The 17,137-nt window shown below is 71.3% G+C and carries 18 protein-coding genes; 13 read left to right on the top strand and 5 right to left on the bottom strand.

Going from position 1 to position 17,137, the window contains the following annotated elements; translation table 11 throughout:
- Window positions 1-85 precede the first annotated feature (85 nt).
- Together FNV62_RS56020 and FNV62_RS38385 are read right to left on the bottom strand one after the other, a co-directional pair.
- Entirely contained in the window at window positions 86-349 is a 264-nt protein-coding gene (locus tag FNV62_RS56020; RefSeq protein WP_225900509.1) for a hypothetical protein, read from the bottom strand.
- 173 nt (window positions 350-522) lie between these two features.
- Complete coding sequence (locus tag FNV62_RS38385; protein WP_144315854.1) at window positions 523-924, bottom strand: DUF3592 domain-containing protein; 402 nt, start codon at window positions 922-924, stop codon at window positions 523-525.
- Window positions 925-1,082: 158 nt separating this feature from the next.
- Between FNV62_RS38385 and FNV62_RS38380 the strand changes: the two genes are divergently transcribed.
- On the top strand, window positions 1,083-1,487 hold the full coding sequence (locus tag FNV62_RS38380; RefSeq protein WP_097286666.1) for a VOC family protein: 405 nt from the start codon (window positions 1,083-1,085) through the stop codon (window positions 1,485-1,487).
- Here FNV62_RS38380 and FNV62_RS38375 read toward each other — a convergent pair.
- Window positions 1,470-2,156 carry a helix-turn-helix transcriptional regulator gene (locus FNV62_RS38375; RefSeq protein ID WP_144315853.1) on the bottom strand — a complete coding sequence of 229 codons (687 nt, stop codon included), beginning with the start codon at window positions 2,154-2,156 and terminating at the stop codon, window positions 1,470-1,472. The genes FNV62_RS38380 and FNV62_RS38375 overlap by 18 nt on opposite strands.
- A gap of 10 nt (window positions 2,157-2,166) precedes the next feature.
- Complete coding sequence (locus FNV62_RS38370; RefSeq protein WP_143603238.1) at window positions 2,167-3,102, bottom strand: AraC family transcriptional regulator; 936 nt, start codon at window positions 3,100-3,102, stop codon at window positions 2,167-2,169.
- A gap of 103 nt (window positions 3,103-3,205) precedes the next feature.
- On the opposite strand from FNV62_RS38370, the gene FNV62_RS38365 reads away from it, so the two are divergent.
- Window positions 3,206-4,057, top strand: coding sequence for an NAD(P)H-binding protein (locus FNV62_RS38365; RefSeq protein WP_144315852.1), 852 nt, complete (start codon window positions 3,206-3,208; stop codon window positions 4,055-4,057).
- Between the two features lie 112 nt (window positions 4,058-4,169).
- Here the strand turns inward: FNV62_RS38365 and FNV62_RS38360 are convergent, their stop codons facing one another.
- Window positions 4,170-5,330, bottom strand: a complete 1,161-nt coding sequence (locus tag FNV62_RS38360; protein ID WP_097286664.1) for a YihY/virulence factor BrkB family protein — start codon at window positions 5,328-5,330, stop codon at window positions 4,170-4,172.
- 17 nt (window positions 5,331-5,347) lie between these two features.
- On the opposite strand from FNV62_RS38360, the gene FNV62_RS38355 reads away from it, so the two are divergent.
- The 11 genes from FNV62_RS38355 (at window position 5,348) to FNV62_RS38310 (ending at window position 16,944) form a co-directional block, all read left to right on the top strand.
- Entirely contained in the window at window positions 5,348-6,982 is a 1,635-nt protein-coding gene (locus FNV62_RS38355) for an acyl-CoA dehydrogenase family protein (RefSeq protein WP_143628507.1), read from the top strand.
- A 365-nt stretch (window positions 6,983-7,347) separates the two neighbouring features.
- Window positions 7,348-8,754, top strand: a complete 1,407-nt coding sequence (locus tag FNV62_RS38350) for a GAF domain-containing protein (RefSeq protein ID WP_097286663.1) — start codon at window positions 7,348-7,350, stop codon at window positions 8,752-8,754.
- Window positions 8,755-8,835: 81 nt separating this feature from the next.
- The gene (locus FNV62_RS38345) at window positions 8,836-10,215 is read left to right on the top strand and encodes a hypothetical protein (protein WP_144315851.1); all 1,380 of its coding nucleotides are present in this window, start codon (window positions 8,836-8,838) and stop codon (window positions 10,213-10,215) included.
- 279 nt (window positions 10,216-10,494) lie between these two features.
- Window positions 10,495-11,067, top strand: coding sequence for a GNAT family N-acetyltransferase (locus tag FNV62_RS38340; protein WP_143628504.1), 573 nt, complete (start codon window positions 10,495-10,497; stop codon window positions 11,065-11,067).
- A gap of 172 nt (window positions 11,068-11,239) precedes the next feature.
- A complete protein-coding gene (locus FNV62_RS57650; protein ID WP_309486338.1) occupies window positions 11,240-11,323 on the top strand; it encodes a putative leader peptide in 84 nt (27 codons plus the stop codon).
- Between the two features lie 136 nt (window positions 11,324-11,459).
- Entirely contained in the window at window positions 11,460-13,154 is a 1,695-nt protein-coding gene (locus FNV62_RS38335) for a nitrite/sulfite reductase (RefSeq protein ID WP_060901070.1), read from the top strand.
- The gene (locus FNV62_RS38330; protein WP_079090235.1) at window positions 13,151-13,330 is read left to right on the top strand and encodes a hypothetical protein; all 180 of its coding nucleotides are present in this window, start codon (window positions 13,151-13,153) and stop codon (window positions 13,328-13,330) included. Before FNV62_RS38335 ends, FNV62_RS38330 begins: the two co-directional genes overlap by 4 nt.
- On the top strand, window positions 13,327-14,082 hold the full coding sequence (locus FNV62_RS38325; RefSeq protein ID WP_225900508.1) for a phosphoadenylyl-sulfate reductase: 756 nt from the start codon (window positions 13,327-13,329) through the stop codon (window positions 14,080-14,082). The genes FNV62_RS38330 and FNV62_RS38325 overlap by 4 nt, the downstream gene beginning before the upstream one ends.
- Window positions 14,079-14,651: an adenylyl-sulfate kinase gene (gene cysC, locus FNV62_RS38320; protein WP_054234101.1), complete on the top strand. Its 573-nt coding sequence runs from the start codon at window positions 14,079-14,081 to the stop codon at window positions 14,649-14,651. Before FNV62_RS38325 ends, cysC begins: the two co-directional genes overlap by 4 nt.
- Window positions 14,648-15,586 (top strand): sulfate adenylyltransferase subunit CysD, encoded by a 939-nt coding sequence (gene cysD / locus FNV62_RS38315; protein WP_097286660.1) that lies wholly within the window; start codon window positions 14,648-14,650, stop codon window positions 15,584-15,586. Before cysC ends, cysD begins: the two co-directional genes overlap by 4 nt.
- 2 nt (window positions 15,587-15,588) lie before the next feature.
- Complete coding sequence (locus FNV62_RS38310; RefSeq protein WP_054234103.1) at window positions 15,589-16,944, top strand: sulfate adenylyltransferase subunit 1; 1,356 nt, start codon at window positions 15,589-15,591, stop codon at window positions 16,942-16,944.
- Window positions 16,945-17,137 lie beyond the last annotated feature (193 nt).

The raw sequence follows: 17,137 nt of genomic DNA, 5'->3' as shown, positions 1-17,137 counted from the left end.
CTATGCCCGGGGATCGCCTTCGGCTGTCGGATGTCCCGTCCCCCGTCGACGGCAGGTCACCCCGCTCCACGGGTGTCGTGGCTGTTCAAGCCGGAGGCAGGACGGCGGCGAGTTCGGTGTCGCTCGGGCGGTGGGCGGAGTGGAGGGCGGAGTGGAGGGCAGAGCGCAGGACGGCCTGCGTCACCTTCGTCGAGTCACCGCTCACCTTCAGCACATGAACCTTTTCGACGAGCGCGTACTCGTGCCGGCCCCCACCGGCGCGGTACCACGCGTCGCCGTCCCGCTCACACACCGTCCGCTCGCCCGCCATGCCGCCGACCGGCTGCTTCGGGCAGGACCGCGCCGTCATCGTGCCCCGTTCCGTCCACTCCGGACCCGGCCCCCGCCTTCTTCGAACCGCACCCCGTGAGCAGTACGGGAACCAGCAGCACCGCCGGGAGCAACAGCACGCGCACAGGTCGGATCATGGCGCCCATCCTGCCGCGCAGGTGTTCCACAGGTGTGCCTCGGTGCGGATACACGTCAGTTCACGGCGATGAAGACGCCCACCGTGAGGAAGGCCGCTGCAGCGAACGCCATGACGACCACCGGTCCCGTCGTGTGCCGCCACATCCGCACCCGGGCCCGTTGTGGGTTGTGCGGCGGATAGATCACGGGCACGGTCAGTCCGGTGGCGAGCCCCATTCCGGATCCGCGCATACGGGGCTTGAACTCCACTCGGTGGCCCCGTTGGTCCAGGAACTCGATGACCGGCACCCATTCCCGCCCGTCCTCACTGCGGACGCGGACGTTGTCCACCACCACGCCGTGGGTGTGGAGCCCGTGACGGCGCAACCGGCGCATCTGGACGCCTTCCGAGAGCGTGCAGCCGAGGAGGAACACGCCGACTCCCCCGCACAGGACGCCCCCGAGTGTGCCTGACATGCCTTCGCCTTCCCTCCACACCGGTGACCCGTACTTGATCTGTCCCGGCCACTGGAGACGTGCTCCTCCGTGAGTTCGGGTCCCGTCGTTCCGCCCGCCGAGGGACTCCGTCCGATTCGTTCAAGACCCGCTTCCCGCGCTCTTCCTACGGTGTCCCCATGACTCCACGATTCGCCGTGATCGGCGTGGTCGCCTCCGACATGGCCGCCACGCTCGCCTTCTACCGCCGCCTCGGGCTCGTCTTCCCCGAGGGCGCCGAGGACCAGCCGCACGTCGAGGCCGAACTGCCCGGCGGGTCCCGGCTGGCGATCGACACCGAGGAGACGGTCCGTTCGTTTCACGCGGGGTGGCGGCCGCCGGCCGACGGGGGCGGCCGGATGTCGCTCGCCTTCGGCTGCGACGGCCCGGCGGAGGTCGACTCCGTCTACGAGGACCTGGTGGGCGCCGGGTACCACGGCGAGCTCAAGCCGTGGGACGCCTTCTGGGGGATGCGGTACGCGGTCGTGCACGACCCGGACGGCAATGGCGTCGACCTGTTCGCGACGCTACCCGCGCCCGAGTAGTTCCCCCAGCGGCATGCCCGCCAACTCCCGTACGTCCCGGGCCAGATGGGCCTGATCGGCGAAGCCGGAGCGGGCCGCCGTCTCCGCGAAGGGGACCCCGGTACGGGCGAGGGCGAGCGCCCGTTGCAGGCGCAGGACGCGGGCGAGGGTCTTGGGCCCGTAGCCGAAGGCGGTCAGTGAGCGGCGGTGCAACTGGCGTGCGCTCAGACCGAGTCGGTCGGCCGTCGCCGCGATCGACCGGCCCGCGTCCAGGGCCGTCACGACCTCCCGCAGCAGCGGGTCGGGGGGATCGGTGGCTGCCGCCCGGTCCAGTGTCACCTGCTCCAGCGCGGTCACCGGGTCGGCGGCAGCGGCGACCCGCGCGGTGCGGCGCCGGACCTCCGAGGCCGGCCACAGGTCCGCCAGGTCGACCCGCAGGTCGCGCAGTTCGTGGGCGGGTACACCGAGGAACGTCGGCCCCGTGCCGGGGTAGAAGCGGACGCCCGCCCAGTGCCCGGCCGCGCCCTCGGGAACGTACGCCCGGGTGTCGGGCCCGGCGACGAGCAGTCGCCCCTCGTGCCAGAGCAGGTCCATACAGCCGTCGGGAAGCACGGACCCCACCGTGGAATCGGACGTGCCACGGGACCACACGACGGCGCCCGTCAGCCGGGAAGGCCGCTCCACGTACATGTACGTCACGCTACGCCGCCCGCGTCCGATGCTCCTGCGGGCTCACCCCGTACACCCGTTTGAAGGCGCTGGACAGGGCGAACGCGCTGCCGTAGCCGACGTGGCGGGCGATCGCCTCGAGGGTGTCGTCCGTTTCGCGCAGCCGGTCGGCGGCCAGGGCGAGGCGCCAGCCGGTGAGGTACGTCATCGGGGGCTCGCCCACGAGTTCGCTGAAGCGGCGGGCCAGCGCGGCGCGGGACACCCCGGCCTTCGCGGCGAGCGTCGCCACCGTCCAGGGGTGTGCCGGGTCGTCCTGGACGAGCCGCAGCACCCGGCCGACGACGGGGTCCGCGAGCGCCCGGTACCAGGCGGGGGCGGCGGCCTCCGGACGGGAGAACCAGGCGCGCAGCGCGGCGATCATGAGGAGGTCGAGGAGCCGGTCCAGGACCACCTCCTGGCCGGGCTCGTCACGGACGATCTCCTCGGTGAGGATCGCGGTGAGCGGGCAGTCCCACACGTCCTGGGTCAGGGAGAGCAGCGGCGGCAGGGCGTCGAGCAGCCTGCCGTTGATCTCGCCCCGCATCATGTACGTCCCGATCAGCAAAACTGTGGAGCCGTCGAGCCGGTCGCCCCAGGTGCGGACGTCCAGGTCCCACTGGCCCTTCAGGGACCGCCCGTCGGGGTAGGTGCACTCGCCGCCCGGCAGGATCACCGCCTGCGGCGGGGTCCCCGGGTCGTCCGCGCAGGTGTACGGGTCGGGGCCGCGGGCGATCGCGAGGTCACCTGCCCGCAGGAACACGCGTTCCCCCGCGTCCGGCACGACCCAGGCCCCGCCGCGCACCACGAGCATGATCGTGAGGGGGGCGCGGTCCTCGACGCGTACGCACCAGGGCGGGTCGAAGCACGCACGGATCATGAAGGCGCCGCGTGCCCTGGGGCCCTCCAGCAGGCCGGCGAGTGCGTCCATGGCGTCAGCGTAGACGTCTGAGAGGAAGGGACGTAGACGTCCGCTTATGGGAATGAGTCCCTCGGCGATGGGAGCCCTGCGCGGGCGGCGCTTCACTGTCGGTATGACGCGGAACAGGGCAGGCGAAGAGCACGTAGGGGACATGACGGTGCTGGTGACGGGCGCCACGGGGCGTACCGGACGGCGGGTGGCCGAGGCCGCGCGGGCGGCGGGGCTGAGGGTGCGGGCGGCGTCCCGAGCGGCGGGGTTCGACTGGACGGACCGGTCGACGTGGGCGGACACCCTGCGGGGTGCCGACGCGGCGTATCTCGTCCACCCCACGGACGTCGGCTCGCCCGACGCGGCCGAGGTGGTCGGGGGTCTGGCACGGGAGGCGGTCGGGCTCGGGGTGCGGCGGCTGGTGCTGCTGTCCTCGCGGGGTGAGGAGCGGGCGCGGCCGGCCGAGGAGGCGCTGAGGGCGTCGGGCGCCGACTGGACGGTCGTACGGGCCGCGTGGTTCGCGCAGAACTTCAGCGAGGGGCCGCTGGTGGAGGGGCTGCTCCGCGGGGAACTGGTGTTTCCCGCCGGTGAGGTGCGGGAGCCGTTCGTCGATGTGCGGGACATCGCGGACGTCGTGGTGGCCGTGTTCACGGGGGGCGACCGGTATGTCGGGCAGGAGCTCGCCGTCTCCGGGCCCCGGCTGCTGAGTTTCCGGGAGGCGGTGGGAGAGATCGCGGCGGCGACGGGGCGTGAGCTGACGTATCTCCCGGTGACGGCGCGCCAGTACGGCGATCAGCTGGCCGGGTTCGGGGTGCCGGCGGAGGAGGTCGAGTTCCTCGTCGAGCTCTTCGAGAGCCTGCTCGACGGGCGCAACTCCTACCTTTCGGAGGGTGTGCGGGAGGTTCTGGGGCGGGAGCCGCGCGACTTCACCGCGTTCGCTCGGGAGGCGGCGGTGGGGGGTGCGTGGAAGGGGTAGGTCCGCCCCTCCCCAATCTGGGGGCTCCGCCCCCAGACCCCCGGGGTGCGTTCTTCGGGTGTGGGTGGTGGGGGTCGAGCGCGCGGTTCCCCGCGCCCCTGAGGGGCGCGTCCTACTCCCCCGCGCAGTCGTCGTCGTTGCTCTTGCGGGGGTGGTGGGAGCTCTTGACGTGGGTGCGGAGGCGGGAGGTCACGTCCTCCGGGGGGAGGAAGCGGGACCAGCGTTCCGGGAACTCGGAGGGCATGTCCGGGTCGTCGGGGTCGGGGTCGGCGGCGCGGTGGGCGGCGGCGCGGGCGACGTACTCGGCGGCCTGCTCCTGACGCAGACGCTCGTTCGCGGCGCGGGCCGCGGCCGTGGCGGCGGCCGGCCAGACCCGGTCGATGGCCGCGTTGACGGCGGCGCCGACGAGGACGGCGAACGCGGACACACCGATCCACAGGAGGACGGCTACGGGGGCGGCGAGTGAGCCGTAGATCGTCGGGCCCTCGACCGTGCTGGTCAGGTAGATACGGAGCAGGAAGCTGCCGAAGACCCACATGGCGAGGGCGACCAGGGCGCCGGGCACGTCCTCCACCCAGGGTGAGCGGACGGGCACCGACACGTGGTACAGCGTGGTCAGGAAGACGACCGAGAGCACGATGACGACAGGCCAGTACAGGACCTGCACGAGCGTCGCCGACCACGGCACGATCTGCACCACCGCGTCCGGGCCCGCGACCATCAGCGGCAGCGCGATCGAGCCGATCAGCAGCGCCACGATGAACAGCAGGAACGACATCACGCGCGTCGCCACGATCCCCCGGGTGCCGTCGAGGCCGTACATCACGGTGATGGTGTCGACGAAGACGTTCACCGCGCGCGAGCCCGACCACAGGGCGAAGAGGAAACCGAGGGAGATGATGTCGGGCCTGCCGCCCTTCATCACGTCGTGAAGGATCGGTTCGGCGATCTGATGGACGCCCTTGTCCGTGAGGACCGTGCGGGAGGCCTCCAGGATGTTGGACTCCAGGCTCGCGATCGAGTGCGCGCCGGTCCAGTCGTCCACGTACCCGAGCAGTCCGATGAGGCTCAGCAGCAGGGGCGGCACGGACAGGAGTGTGAAGAAGGCGGCCTCGGCCGCCAGCCCCAGGATCCGGTACTCCATGCAGGAGTTGACGGTGTCCTTGAGCAGCAGCCAGGCGGTCCTGCGCTTCGACACGTTCCTGTACAGCGCGCGAGCGCGGTGAAAGCGGCCCACGGGAGACCGTTCAGGTGTTTCTTTTGCCTGGTGCACGTCCTTACCGTATCCGTATGGCAGCCAGCACCCACACCGTGACCAACCAGGCTCCGCCCCTGGTCGGATATGACGTCTTCGCCGCCGACCGGGCCCTCGTGGAGGCGGTCGAGCGACACCTTGATCCAGGACTTCTCGACGAGGCACACGAGGAGCTGTCGCTGCTCGGGCGTACGACGGGCTCCGCGCAGGTGCAGGAGTGGGGGGTGCTCGCCAACGAGAACCCGCCGAAGCTGCGCACCCACGACCGCTACGGCAACCGCGTCGACGAGGTCGACTTCCATCCCGCCTGGCACCGACTGCTCGGCAAGGGCGTCTCGGCGGGGCTGACGGCGGCCTGGAGCCGTCCCGGCGGTCACCTCAGGCGCGCGGCCGGCTTCGTCGTGTGGTCGCAGGCCGAGGCGGGCCACGGCTGCCCGCTCTCGATGACCCACGCGGCGGTGCCCGCCCTGCGCACCGACCCGGCACTCGCCGCCCTCTGGGAACCGCTGCTCACGTCCACCGTCTACGACCAGGGGCTGCGGCCCGCCTCCCAGAAGGCCGGTGTGCTCTTCGGGATGGGCATGACGGAGAAGCAGGGCGGCAGTGACGTACGGGCGAACAGGACCGAGGCGCGGCCGCTCGCCGAGGACGGGACCTACGAGCTGACCGGGCACAAGTGGTTCTGTTCGGCGCCGATGTCGGACGGGTTCCTGGTGCTGGCGCAGGCGCCTGGCGGGCTCACCTGTTTTCTGGTGCCGAGGGTGCTGGAGGACGGGACCCGCAACGTGTTCCGCATCCAGCGGCTCAAGGACAAGCTCGGCAACAAGTCGAACGCGTCGAGCGAGGTCGAGTTCGACGGGACCTGGGCGCGCCGGGTCGGGGACGAGGGGCGCGGGGTGCGCACCATCATCGAGATGGTCGCCGTGACCCGGCTGGACTGTGTGCTCGGCGCCGCCGCCGTCATGCGGCAGGCCGTGGCGCAGGCCGTGCACCACTGCACCTACCGGGAGGCCTTCGGCGGCAAGCTGATCGACAAGCCGCTGATGCGCAACGTGCTGGCGGACCTCGCGCTGGAGTCGGAGGCGGCGGCGACGCTGGCGATGCGTCTGGCGGCGGCGTACGACGACGGTGGCGAGGACGAGCGGGCCTTCCTGCGGCTCGCGGTCCCGGCCGCCAAGTACTGGGTGACCAAGCGCTGCACCCCGGTGGCGGTGGAGGCGCTGGAGTGCCTGGGCGGCAACGGGTACGTCGAGGAGTCCGGCATGCCGAGGCTGCTGCGCGAGTCGCCGCTCAACTCCATCTGGGAGGGAGCGGGCAATGTGCAGGCCCTCGACCTGCTGCGCGCGATCCAGCGGGAGCCGCAGGCGCTGAACGCGTTCCTGCAGGAGGTGGGCCGGGCCCGAGGCGCCGACCACCGGCTCGACGGCGCGATCAAGAACCTGCTGGGCGAACTCGCCGACCTGGACGGCATCGAGGGCCGCGGGCGCAGGCTCGCGGAGCGTGTCGCACTGGTGCTGCAGGGGTCACTGCTCGTGCGGTACGCGCCCCCGGAGGTCGCCGACGCGTTCTGCGCCTCACGGCTGGGCGGTGACTGGGGCTCGGCCTTCGGCACCCTGCCGCACAGTCTCGATCTGGCCACGGTGGTGGAACGGGCCCGACCGGTTTCCTGAACTGCTTCCCGAGCTGATTCCTGAGCTGTTTCCTGAGCCGGGCTCCGCACCGGGCGCGGGGGTGGTGCTGCGCCGACACGGCACCACCCCCGCTCTCTGGCCCCGTTGTGAGGAGCGCGAACGCCGCACAGGCGGCGTTGCTCAAGTTTCCGACCCCGTACGGCTGTTCGCCAGGGTTGCAGGGGGTTGCAAGTTTTCCGGCCTGTGTGGCCGGACTGTGTCCCTCCGTCGGCGCCGAGCGGCACTATGAGAACAGCAGTCAGTACGGGCCCGGGCGCCCGTGGCCGAAAAGGGGCCGGGCAGTGTGGGCCTCACATGCCCCGAACCCGTCGGTCCGTCCGTCCAGGGAGGATGGGGAGGATCCCGTGGCGCACTCTCCGATCGACGTGACGCGGCTCGCCGCCCTGGACGCCGCCCAGGCGGCCCGTGTGCTGCGCGAGGTGCGCGACGCCACCCTCTCCGGACAGCCCGCCCGCCTCGCGCCACGCCCGGTGATCGAGCAGTCCTGGGAGCGCATGCTGCGCGGCGGAGTCGACCCCGACCACGACTTCCGGGCCGGGCTGCTGGTCCGTGACGAGGTCGAGCGGCGGCGCCAGACCTCGCAGCTGCGGCATGTCCTGCCGGTGCTCCGCGAGGGCCTGCTCTCGGTCGCGGACGTCGCGCACCACATCATGGTGGTCGCGGACGCGGAGGGCCGGGTGCTGTGGCGGGAGGGCAGCGCGTCCGTGCTGCGCAAGGCCGACGGGTTCGGATTCGAACTCGGGGCGGACTGGCGCGAGGGCGTGGTCGGTACGAACGGTGTGGGCACCCCGCTGGTCGCCCGGCGCCCCGTCCAGGTCTTCTCCGCCGAGCACTTCGTGCGCACCCACCACTCGTGGACCTGCACCGGCGCCCCGATCACCGACCCGCGCGACGGCAGTCTGATCGGCGTCGTGGACGTGAGCGGGCCGCTGGACACCCTGCACCCGGCGACGCTCGCCCTGGTCGGCTCGGTGGCCAAACTCGCCGAGGCGCGCCTGCGCGAGCTGCACCTGACCTCGCTGGAGGGGCTGCGCGCGGTGGCGGCGCCGGTGCTCGCCCGGCTCGGCGGGCGCGCCCTCGCCGTGGACCAGGACGGCTGGACGGCCGCGGTCACCGGGATGCCGTACACCGGACGGCTCGCGCTTCCCAAGGCGCTCGCCCCCGGGCGGAGTTGGCTGCCGACGCTCGGGCTGTGCGTGGTGGAACCGCTGCCCGGAGGCTGGCTGCTGCGGGCCGCCGACGAGCCGGGGCCCCGGCGGGCCGCGCGGATCGTCCTGGACCTGGCGCACCCGCGGCGCTCCTCGGTGACCGTCTCGTCCGAAGCGGGCTCCTGGTGCCACGAACTGAGCCCCCGCCACGCCGAGTTGCTGTATCTGCTGGCCGTCCGACCCGCCGGGCGCAGTGCCTCCGGGCTCGCCGACGACCTGTTCGACGACCCCGGTCGTACGGTGACGGTACGGGCCGAGATGTCGCGCGTACGGCGGTATCTCGGGGCTTTTCTGGAACACCGGCCGTATCGTTTCTGCGAGGCCGCGGAGGTCGAGTTGGTGCTCCCGGAGGACCCCCGGGACCTGCTCCCCCACTCGACGGCGCCGGCGGTGCGCAGGGCGCGTAAACCCGGGCCCCCTTGTACCGCACCGGGGCCCGACGCGTCACCCGACCGGCCGAATATGCCCCCTGCGGGAAGCAAGGAGCGTATTTCGGGACCGTCTTCCGGGGTCCTTGACCAGGCACGTGGCTCTCTGACGTAGCATCCCTCCACAGGCCACCCCACCCGTCTCTCCGTCAACGTATCGATCATGAGGGGCAGTTGGCCTTCCTCGGGAGGACGCATGAAGCACCGCGGCAGACACCGTCGTAGGCGAAGGGGACAGGCGCTGCGCGCCACTCTGGCCGGAACCGCCCTCGCGCTCACCGCGGCCGCCACGCTGATCAGCACCTCCCAGGCCACGGGCAGCAACAGTCCGGGCGCGCTGACCCCGCTCACCTCGGTCGCCGAGACCAGCAGGCTCCAACTGCACGAGAACCTGGTCGCCGGGGACACTCTCAGCACGCTCAGCCGGAACATGGGCGGGAACGTCGGAGTCTCCGGCGTGCTGGCGAGCGCCGACCACACGATGCGCGGCGAGGCCGACTGCTCCGGGACCGAGCGGGCCGCGCTGCCCCTCGAACCGGTCGCCACCCGCGCGTACTGCTGGGCCTCGGACGACGCGCGGAGCCGGCAGTGGGCGCCCGCCTCCGTCACCACCTCCGGTGACGCCGAACAGGACGGCCGGTGGGGCGACCGGCGGGTCATCCTGGCGGGCTGGAACCACGACGACCGGGCCGCGGGCGCCTCCGCCACGGACCGGGGTCTGGCCCGGGTCGCCTTCATCGACGCGAGCGACCCGGCGGCGCTCAGGTACCGCTGGGTGCTGCTGGTCGCGCCGCGCGACGGCGGCAAGGACTTCGGCGCGGTCCGCTCCCGGCTGGGCGGCATGGTCTGGTACCAGGGCAAGCTGATCGTCACCGCGCAGAACGGCGCGGGGCGGGACGACTCCCTGCTCGTCTTCGACCTGCAGCACCTCCTGAAGGCGGGCGTGGACAGCGGGGCGATCGGCAAGGTGCGCGGCGGCTACTCCGCGCACGGCTACCAGTACCTGCTGCCGGCCGTCGGCTCGTACAGCCCGGCGGGCGGCACGTGCGGCTCGGGCGAGGCCCGGGCGAACCCCTGTTTCGGTTCCCTGTCGCTGGACCGCACCTCGACGCCGGACAGCCTGGTCGCCACCGAGGCGGCGCCGGCCGACGGCACGGAGCGGACCCGGATCTGGCGGTACTCGTACAGCACCGGCGCCGGCCGGGCGGGGTTGCTGGGCAGTGACTCCCTGGGGCGGGTCGACGCACGCGAGGCCTACACGACCAAGGCCGCCGGGCTCTCGGGTGTCCTCTCCTATACGCCGGCCGGGGCGCGCAAGGCCGACTGGTACGTCGGCCACACGCCCGCCAGCGGTGGGCGGCACGGCACGCTGTGGCGCCAGAGCGGACACACCGCCGAGGCGGTGCAGTGCACCGGGGACCAGTCCTACGCCTGCTGGGGCCAGCACGCCGCCTCCCTGTCCTACTGGCAGGAGACCGGCGAACTGTGGACCCTCACCGGCGCCGCCCCGGACACGACACCGGAGCGCGTCCTGTACGCGGTCCCCTTGACCGCGGTGAACAAGTCCCTGGGCTAGGCACCCCGGGGGTTCTTCGCCCCCGCCGCCCCTACCCGTCCCATCCCTGGGGGCTCCGCCCCCAGACCCTCCGGGCGTGTTCTTCGGCCGCGGGCCGGTGGGGGCCGTTCGCGCAGTTCCTCGCGCCCCTGAAGACCCCCTGCGGGGGTCCAGGGGGCGCAGCGCCCCTGGCGGGGTCTGGGGCGGAGCCCCAGAAGGATGGGACGGGTAGGGGCGGCGGGGGCGAAAACATCTGGCCCGCTTTGGAGCGCGGCGCAGCCGCGTGGTTCCCTGGCCCCCATGAGCAACGTCACTGTGACCACCTGGTCCCTGGAGCAGACCGCGGCAAGCGACCTGCTCCCCGCGATCACGCCCGACGGCGACGTCCGGATCGTGCGCTCCGAAGTCCCCTCACCCGAGTTCAACCGCTTCCTGTACGCCTCCGTGGGCGGGGACATCCGCTGGACCGACCGCCTGAGCTGGACGTACGCGCAGTGGCAGGAGGTCCTGGACCGCCCCGCCGTGGAGACCTGGGTCGCCTACGACCGGGGAACGCCCGCGGGCTATGTCGAGCTGGACCCGCAGGACGACGGCGTCGTCGAGGTCATGTACTTCGGACTGATCCCCGCCTTCCGGGGCCGCCGGATCGGCGGGCACCTGCTCTCGTACGGGGTGGCGCGAGCCTGGGACCTGGCGGAGCGCTGGCCGGGGCGGCCCGAGACGAAGCGCGTCTGGCTGCATACATGCAGCAAGGACGGGGAGCACGCGATGGACAACTACCTGCGCCGCGGCTTCAAGCTCTTCGACACCAAGGTGGAGGAGGAGCCGGAGATCGCCACCCCCGGGCCCTGGCCGGGCGCAAGCGCGGGCTGACCTGCCGCGGGCCGTCCCTCGGCCCGCCATCGGGCGGTCACCGGGCCACCGGATCGTCCATTTCTGCCCAGCCGTGTGACCGACGACACCTTTGTCTCGCCATTCGGGACAAGGGTGTCCACATGATGGATGACGGTGGACTGGCCCGAGATCCCCGTGACACGCTTCCGTCATGTCTGGAACTGGAATTGCCTTGGTGAGTCGGCGGCACGTCGACCTCGGCCGCATGTCCAGCGCCATCTGTCCGGCGAGCTGACAGCCCCGGCCCAGCCGACATTCTCCCTTTTGCCTCCCTCTGCGCAATGACGCGCGCGTACTTTCCGTATGCGCCCATATGCGCAGTTGAGAGCCGCTCTCCTTCCTGTCCCGCAGTCCCGAAGGACGTATCAACCATGGCCGCCACCCCGCAGAATCCCGCCGCCGCGCCCCGCCGCAAGGTGAGTCGTCACCGCGGCGAGGGTCAGTGGGCCGTGGGTCACTTCACCCCGCTCAACGGAAACGAACAGTTCAAGAAGGACGACGACGGTCTCAATGTGCGGACACGCATTGAGACGATCTACTCGAAGCGCGGCTTCGACTCGATCGACCCCAACGACCTTCGTGGACGTATGCGCTGGTGGGGGCTGTACACCCAGCGCAAGCCCGGGATCGACGGCGGCAAGACCGCGATCCTGGAGCCGGAGGAGCTGGACGACAAGTACTTCATGCTGCGCGTCCGCATCGACGGCGGCCGGCTGACCACCGACCAGCTGCGCGTCATCGGCGAGATCTCGCAGGAGTTCGCGCGCGGCACCGCCGACCTCACCGACCGCCAGAACGTGCAGTACCACTGGATCCGCATCGAGGACGTCCCCGAGATCTGGAACCGGCTCGAAGCCGTCGGGCTGTCCACCACCGAGGCCTGCGGTGACACGCCCCGCGTCATCCTCGGCTCGCCCGTCGCCGGCATCGCCGAGGACGAGATCATCGACGGCACCCCGGCCATCGACGAGATCCACCGCCGGATCATCGGCAACAAGGACTTCTCGAACCTGCCCCGCAAGTTCAAGTCCGCGATCTCCGGCTCGCCGCTGCTCGACGTGGCGCACGAGATCAACGACGTCGCCTTCGTCGGCGTGAACCACCCGGAGCACGGCCCCGGCTTCGACCTCTGGGTCGGCGGCGGCCTCTCCACCAACCCGAAGATCGGCCAGCGCCTCGGGGCCTGGGTCCCGCTGGACGAGGTCCCTGACGTCTACGAGGGCGTCATCTCGATCTTCCGCGACTACGGCTACCGGCGCCTGCGCACCCGCGCCCGTCTGAAGTTCCTGGTCGCCGACTGGGGCGTGGAGAAGTTCCGTCAGATCCTGGAGGACGAGTACCTCGAGCGGAAGCTCCTCGACGGCCCGGCCCCCGACCAGCCGGTCGCCCGCTGGCGCGACCACGTCGGTGTGCACCGCCAGCAGGACGGCCGCTTCTACGTCGGCTTCGCGCCGCGCGTCGGCCGCGTGGACGGCACCACCCTCACGAAGATCGCCGAGCTGGCCGCGGCACACGGCTCGGGCCGGCTGCGCACCACCGTCGAGCAGAAGATGATCGTGCTCGACGTGACGGAGGACCAGATCGACTCGCTGGTGGAGGGCCTCGAAGCCCTCGACCTGACCGTCAGGCCCTCCACCTTCCGGCGCGGCACGATGGCCTGCACCGGCATCGAGTACTGCAAGCTCGCGATCGTCGAGACCAAGGCGCGCGGTGCTTCCCTGATCGACGAACTCGAGCGCCGCATCCCCGAGTTCGAAGAGCCCATCACCATCAACATCAACGGCTGCCCGAACGCCTGCGCCCGTATCCAGGTCGCGGACATCGGTCTCAAGGGCCAGCTGGTCCTGAACGACCAGGGCGAGCAGGTCGAGGGCTTCCAGGTGCACCTGGGCGGCGCGCTCGGCCTGGAGGCCGGCTTCGGCCGCAAGGTCCGTGGCCTGAAGGTCACCTCGGACGAGCTTCCCGACTACATCGAGCGGGTCCTCAAGCGCTTCCAGGCGGAGCGCGAGGACGACGAGCGCTTCGCCACCTGGGCCGCCCGTGCCAGCGAGGAGTCGCTGTCGTGAGCGAGCGAGCGGCTCCCTTCTACTGCCCCTACTGCGGCGACGAAGACCTCCGTCCGAGCGAACAGGGCCACGGCGCGTGGGAATGCGCGGCGTGCAACCGAGCCTTCCAGTTGAAGTTCCTCGGACTGCTCGCCCGTGGGGTTCAGCGCAACGAAGGTGGAGGGGACGAGATATGACGACGATTCAGGAAGACCGGGAAGATCAGGAAGATCGGGAAGGCCGGGAAGGCCGTACGGCCGAGGACCTGAAGCGCCTCGCCGAGCAGGCGGGGCGCGACCTCGAGGACGCCTCGGCCCTGGAGATCCTCCAGTGGGCCGTCGAGACCTTCGGCAAGACGTTCTGCGTGACCTCCTCCATGGAGGACGCGGTCGTCGCCCACCTCGCCTCCCGCGCCCAGCCGGGCGACAGCCAAGTAGACGTGGTCTTCCTCGACACCGGCTACCACTTCCCCGAGACCATCGGCACCCGTGACGCGGTCGAGGCCGTGATGGACGTCAACGTCATCACCCTCACCCCGCGCCAGACCGTCGCCGAGCAGGACGCCGAGTACGGCCCCAAGCTGCACGACCGCGACCCCGACCTGTGCTGCGCCCTGCGCAAGGTCAAGCCCCTGGAAGAGGGCCTGACCAGGTACGACGCCTGGGCGACCGGACTGCGCCGCGACGAGTCCCCGACCCGGGCGAACACCCCGGTCGTCGGCTGGGACGAGAAGCGGCAGAAGGTCAAGATCTCGCCGATCGCCCGCTGGACGCAGGACGACGTGGACGCGTACGTCGCCGAGCACGGCGTCCTCACCAACCCGCTGCTGATGGACGGCTACGCCTCCGTCGGCTGCGCGCCCTGCACCCGCCGTGTGCTGGAGGGCGAGGACGCCCGCGCCGGCCGCTGGGCGGGACGGTCCAAGACCGAGTGCGGGCTGCACGGATGACCACGACCACCCAGATCTCCCAGGAGCAGCAAGTGACGACCGGAGCCACCATCTGGCTCACGGGTCTGCCGAGCGCCGGCAAGACCACCATCGCGTACGAGCTGGCCGGCCGGCTGCGCGACGAGGGCCACCGTGTCGAGGTGCTCGACGGCGACGAGATCCGCGAGTTCCTCTCGTCGGGCCTCGGTTTCTCGCGCGAGGACCGCGACACGAACGTGCAGCGGATCGGTTTCCTCGCCGAGCTGCTCTCCCGCAACGGCGTCAAGGCGCTCGTCCCGGTGATCGCGCCGTACGCCGACAGCCGCGAGGCGGTCCGCAAGCGTCACCGGACCGGCGGCACCCCGTACCTGGAGGTGCACGTGGCGACGCCGGTCGAGGTCTGCTCCGTGCGCGATGTGAAGGGGCTGTACGCCAAGCAGGCCGCGGGGGAGATCTCGGGGCTGACCGGCGTCGACGACCCGTACGAGGAGCCCGCGTCGCCCGATCTGCGCATCGAGTCGCACACCCAGTCCGTGCAGGAGTCCGCGGCCGCGCTCCATGCGCTGCTCACCGAAAGGGGTCTCGCATGACGACCGTCGCCAGTGTCTCCGAGGAGACGGACAGCAGCCCGTACGCGCTCTCGCACCTGGACGCCCTGGAGTCCGAGGCCGTCCACATCTTCCGTGAGGTCGCGGGCGAGTTCGAACGGCCGGTGATCCTCTTCTCCGGCGGCAAGGACTCCATCGTCATGCTGCACCTCGCCCTGAAGGCCTTCGCCCCCGCCGCGATCCCCTTCACCCTGCTGCACGTCGACACCGGACACAACTTCCCCGAAGTCCTCGAATACCGCGACCGCACGGTCGACAAGCACGGACTGCGGCTGCACATCGCCTCCGTGCAGGACTACATCGACCGCGGAGTCCTGCGCGAGCGCCCCGACGGCACCCGCAACCCCCTGCAGACCGTGCCCCTCACCGAGAAGATCCAGTCCGAACGCTTCGACGCCGTCTTCGGCGGCGGACGCCGCGACGAGGAGAAGGCCCGCGCGAAAGAACGCGTCTTCTCCCTGCGTGACGAGTTCTCCCAGTGGGACCCCCGACGCCAGCGCCCCGAACTGTGGCAGCTCTACAACGGCCGCCACGCACCCGGCGAACACGTCCGCGTCTTCCCCCTCTCCAACTGGACCGAACTGGACGTCTGGCAGTACATCGCTCGCGAAGGCATCGAACTGCCCGACATCTACTTCGCGCACGAGCGCGAGGTCTTCCAGCGGTCGAACATGTGGCTGACCGCCGGTGAGTGGGGCGGACCCAAGGACGGCGAGACGGTCGAGAAGCGGCTCGTCCGCTACCGGACCGTCGGCGACATGTCCTGCACCGGCGCCGTCGACTCCGACGCGACCACGCTGGACGCCGTGATCGCCGAGATCGCCGCCTCCCGGCTCACCGAGCGGGGCGCCACCCGCGCCGACGACAAGATGTCCGAGGCCGCGATGGAAGACCGCAAGCGCGAGGGGTACTTCTAGACATGACCAGCACCACCGAACCCACCGAGCCGCTGTCGGTCGAGCAGTTGTCGGCGACCACGCTCCTGCGCTTCGCGACCGCCGGCTCCGTCGACGACGGCAAGTCCACGCTGGTCGGACGACTGCTGCACGACTCCAAGTCGGTCCTGACGGACCAGTTGGAGGCCGTGGAGCGCGTCTCGGCGAGCCGGGGCCAGGACGCCCCCGACCTCGCCCTCCTCACCGACGGCCTGCGCGCCGAGCGCGAGCAGGGCATCACCATCGACGTCGCCTACCGCTACTTCGCGACGGCGCGCCGCCGGTTCATCCTCGCCGACACCCCCGGGCATGTGCAGTACACCCGGAACATGGTCACCGGCGCCTCGACCGCCGACCTGGCCGTCGTCCTCGTCGACGCCCGCAACGGCGTCATCGAGCAGACCCGCCGGCACGCGGCCGTCGCCGCGCTGCTGCGCGTCCCGCACGTGGTCCTCGCCGTCAACAAGATGGACCTCGTCGAGTACAAGGAGTCCGTCTTCGCCGCGATCGCCGAGGAGTTCACGGCGTACGCCTCCGAGCTGGGCGTTCCCGAGATCACCGCGATCCCGATCTCGGCGCTCGCCGGTGACAACGTGGTGGACGCCTCCGCGAACATGGACTGGTACGGCGGCCCGACGGTCCTGGAGCACCTGGAGACGGTCCCGGTCAGCCACGACCTGGGGCACTGCCACGCCCGTCTGCCCGTGCAGTACGTGATCCGCCCGCAGACCGCCGAGCACCCCGACTACCGGGGGTACGCCGGTCAGATCGCCGCCGGTAGCTTCCGGGTCGGCGAGAGTGTGACCGTGCTGCCCTCCGGGCGCACCACGAAGGTCGCCGGGATCGATCTGCTGGGCAAGCAGGTCGACGTGGCGTGGACCCCGCAGTCGGTGACCCTCCTGCTGGAGGACGACATCGACGTCTCGCGCGGTGACCTGATCGTGCCGAGCAAGGACGCGCCCCCGACCACGCAGGACGTCGAGGCGACCGTCTGCCACGTGGCCGACCAGCCGCTCACCGTCGGCCACCGGGTGCTGCTCAAGCACGGCACCCGCACGGTGAAGGCGATCGTCAAGGACATCCCGTCCCGGCTGACGCTCGACGACCTGTCGCTGCACCCGCACCCGGGTCAGCTGGTCGCCAACGACATCGGCCGCGTCAAGATCCGTGCCGCCGAGCCCCTTCCGCTCGACTCGTACGCCGACTCCCGGCGCACCGGCGCGTTCATCCTGATCGACCCGGCGGACGGCACCACGCTGACCGCGGGCATGGTCGGCGAGTCGTTCGCCGCGCCGCAGCCGGTCAAGGACGAGGGCGACGACGACGGGTGGGACTTCTGACATGACGTCCACCGACTTCTACTCCACGTTCGCCAAGGAGGGCGGCCGCGTCGGCAGCGGCGCCCTCGGCAGCGGGCAGGGCGGAGTGGCGCGATGTGCGGAATGACGTACGCGCACTGCCTGCGCGCCCCGTCCCCCCACCCGACGTCCCGGATGCGACGACGAAGACCTGCCGACCTCCCGGCCACGACCT

The sequence above is a fragment of the Streptomyces sp. RLB3-17 genome (genome assembly GCF_007113425.2).
GTDB classification, from domain to species: Bacteria; Actinomycetota; Actinomycetes; order Streptomycetales; family Streptomycetaceae; genus Streptomyces; species Streptomyces mirabilis_D.
Note: the sequence above shows the minus strand (reverse complement) of the source record. Positions and strands in the feature narration are given on the sequence as shown.

Bases quoted from the DNA above. Each gene is read 5' to 3' on its own strand.
- FNV62_RS56020 (WP_225900509.1), bottom strand. From the start codon at position 349: ATGACGGCGCGGTCCTGCCCGAAGCAGCCGGTCGGCGGCATGGCGGGC.
- FNV62_RS38385 (WP_144315854.1), bottom strand. From the start codon at position 924: ATGTCAGGCACACTCGGGGGCGTCCTGTGCGGGGGAGTCGGCGTGTTC.
- FNV62_RS38380 (WP_097286666.1), top strand. From the start codon at position 1,083: ATGACTCCACGATTCGCCGTGATCGGCGTGGTCGCCTCCGACATGGCC.
- FNV62_RS38375 (WP_144315853.1), bottom strand. From the start codon at position 2,156: ATGTACGTGGAGCGGCCTTCCCGGCTGACGGGCGCCGTCGTGTGGTCC.
- FNV62_RS38370 (WP_143603238.1), bottom strand. From the start codon at position 3,102: ATGGACGCACTCGCCGGCCTGCTGGAGGGCCCCAGGGCACGCGGCGCC.
- FNV62_RS38365 (WP_144315852.1), top strand. From the start codon at position 3,206: ATGACGCGGAACAGGGCAGGCGAAGAGCACGTAGGGGACATGACGGTG.
- FNV62_RS38355 (WP_143628507.1), top strand. From the start codon at position 5,348: ATGGCAGCCAGCACCCACACCGTGACCAACCAGGCTCCGCCCCTGGTC.
- FNV62_RS38345 (WP_144315851.1), top strand. From the start codon at position 8,836: ATGAAGCACCGCGGCAGACACCGTCGTAGGCGAAGGGGACAGGCGCTG.
- FNV62_RS38340 (WP_143628504.1), top strand. From the start codon at position 10,495: ATGAGCAACGTCACTGTGACCACCTGGTCCCTGGAGCAGACCGCGGCA.
- FNV62_RS57650 (WP_309486338.1), top strand. From the start codon at position 11,240: ATGTCTGGAACTGGAATTGCCTTGGTGAGTCGGCGGCACGTCGACCTC.
- FNV62_RS38335 (WP_060901070.1), top strand. From the start codon at position 11,460: ATGGCCGCCACCCCGCAGAATCCCGCCGCCGCGCCCCGCCGCAAGGTG.
- FNV62_RS38325 (WP_225900508.1), top strand. From the start codon at position 13,327: ATGACGACGATTCAGGAAGACCGGGAAGATCAGGAAGATCGGGAAGGC.
- cysC (WP_054234101.1), top strand. From the start codon at position 14,079: ATGACCACGACCACCCAGATCTCCCAGGAGCAGCAAGTGACGACCGGA.
- cysD (WP_097286660.1), top strand. From the start codon at position 14,648: ATGACGACCGTCGCCAGTGTCTCCGAGGAGACGGACAGCAGCCCGTAC.
- FNV62_RS38310 (WP_054234103.1), top strand. From the start codon at position 15,589: ATGACCAGCACCACCGAACCCACCGAGCCGCTGTCGGTCGAGCAGTTG.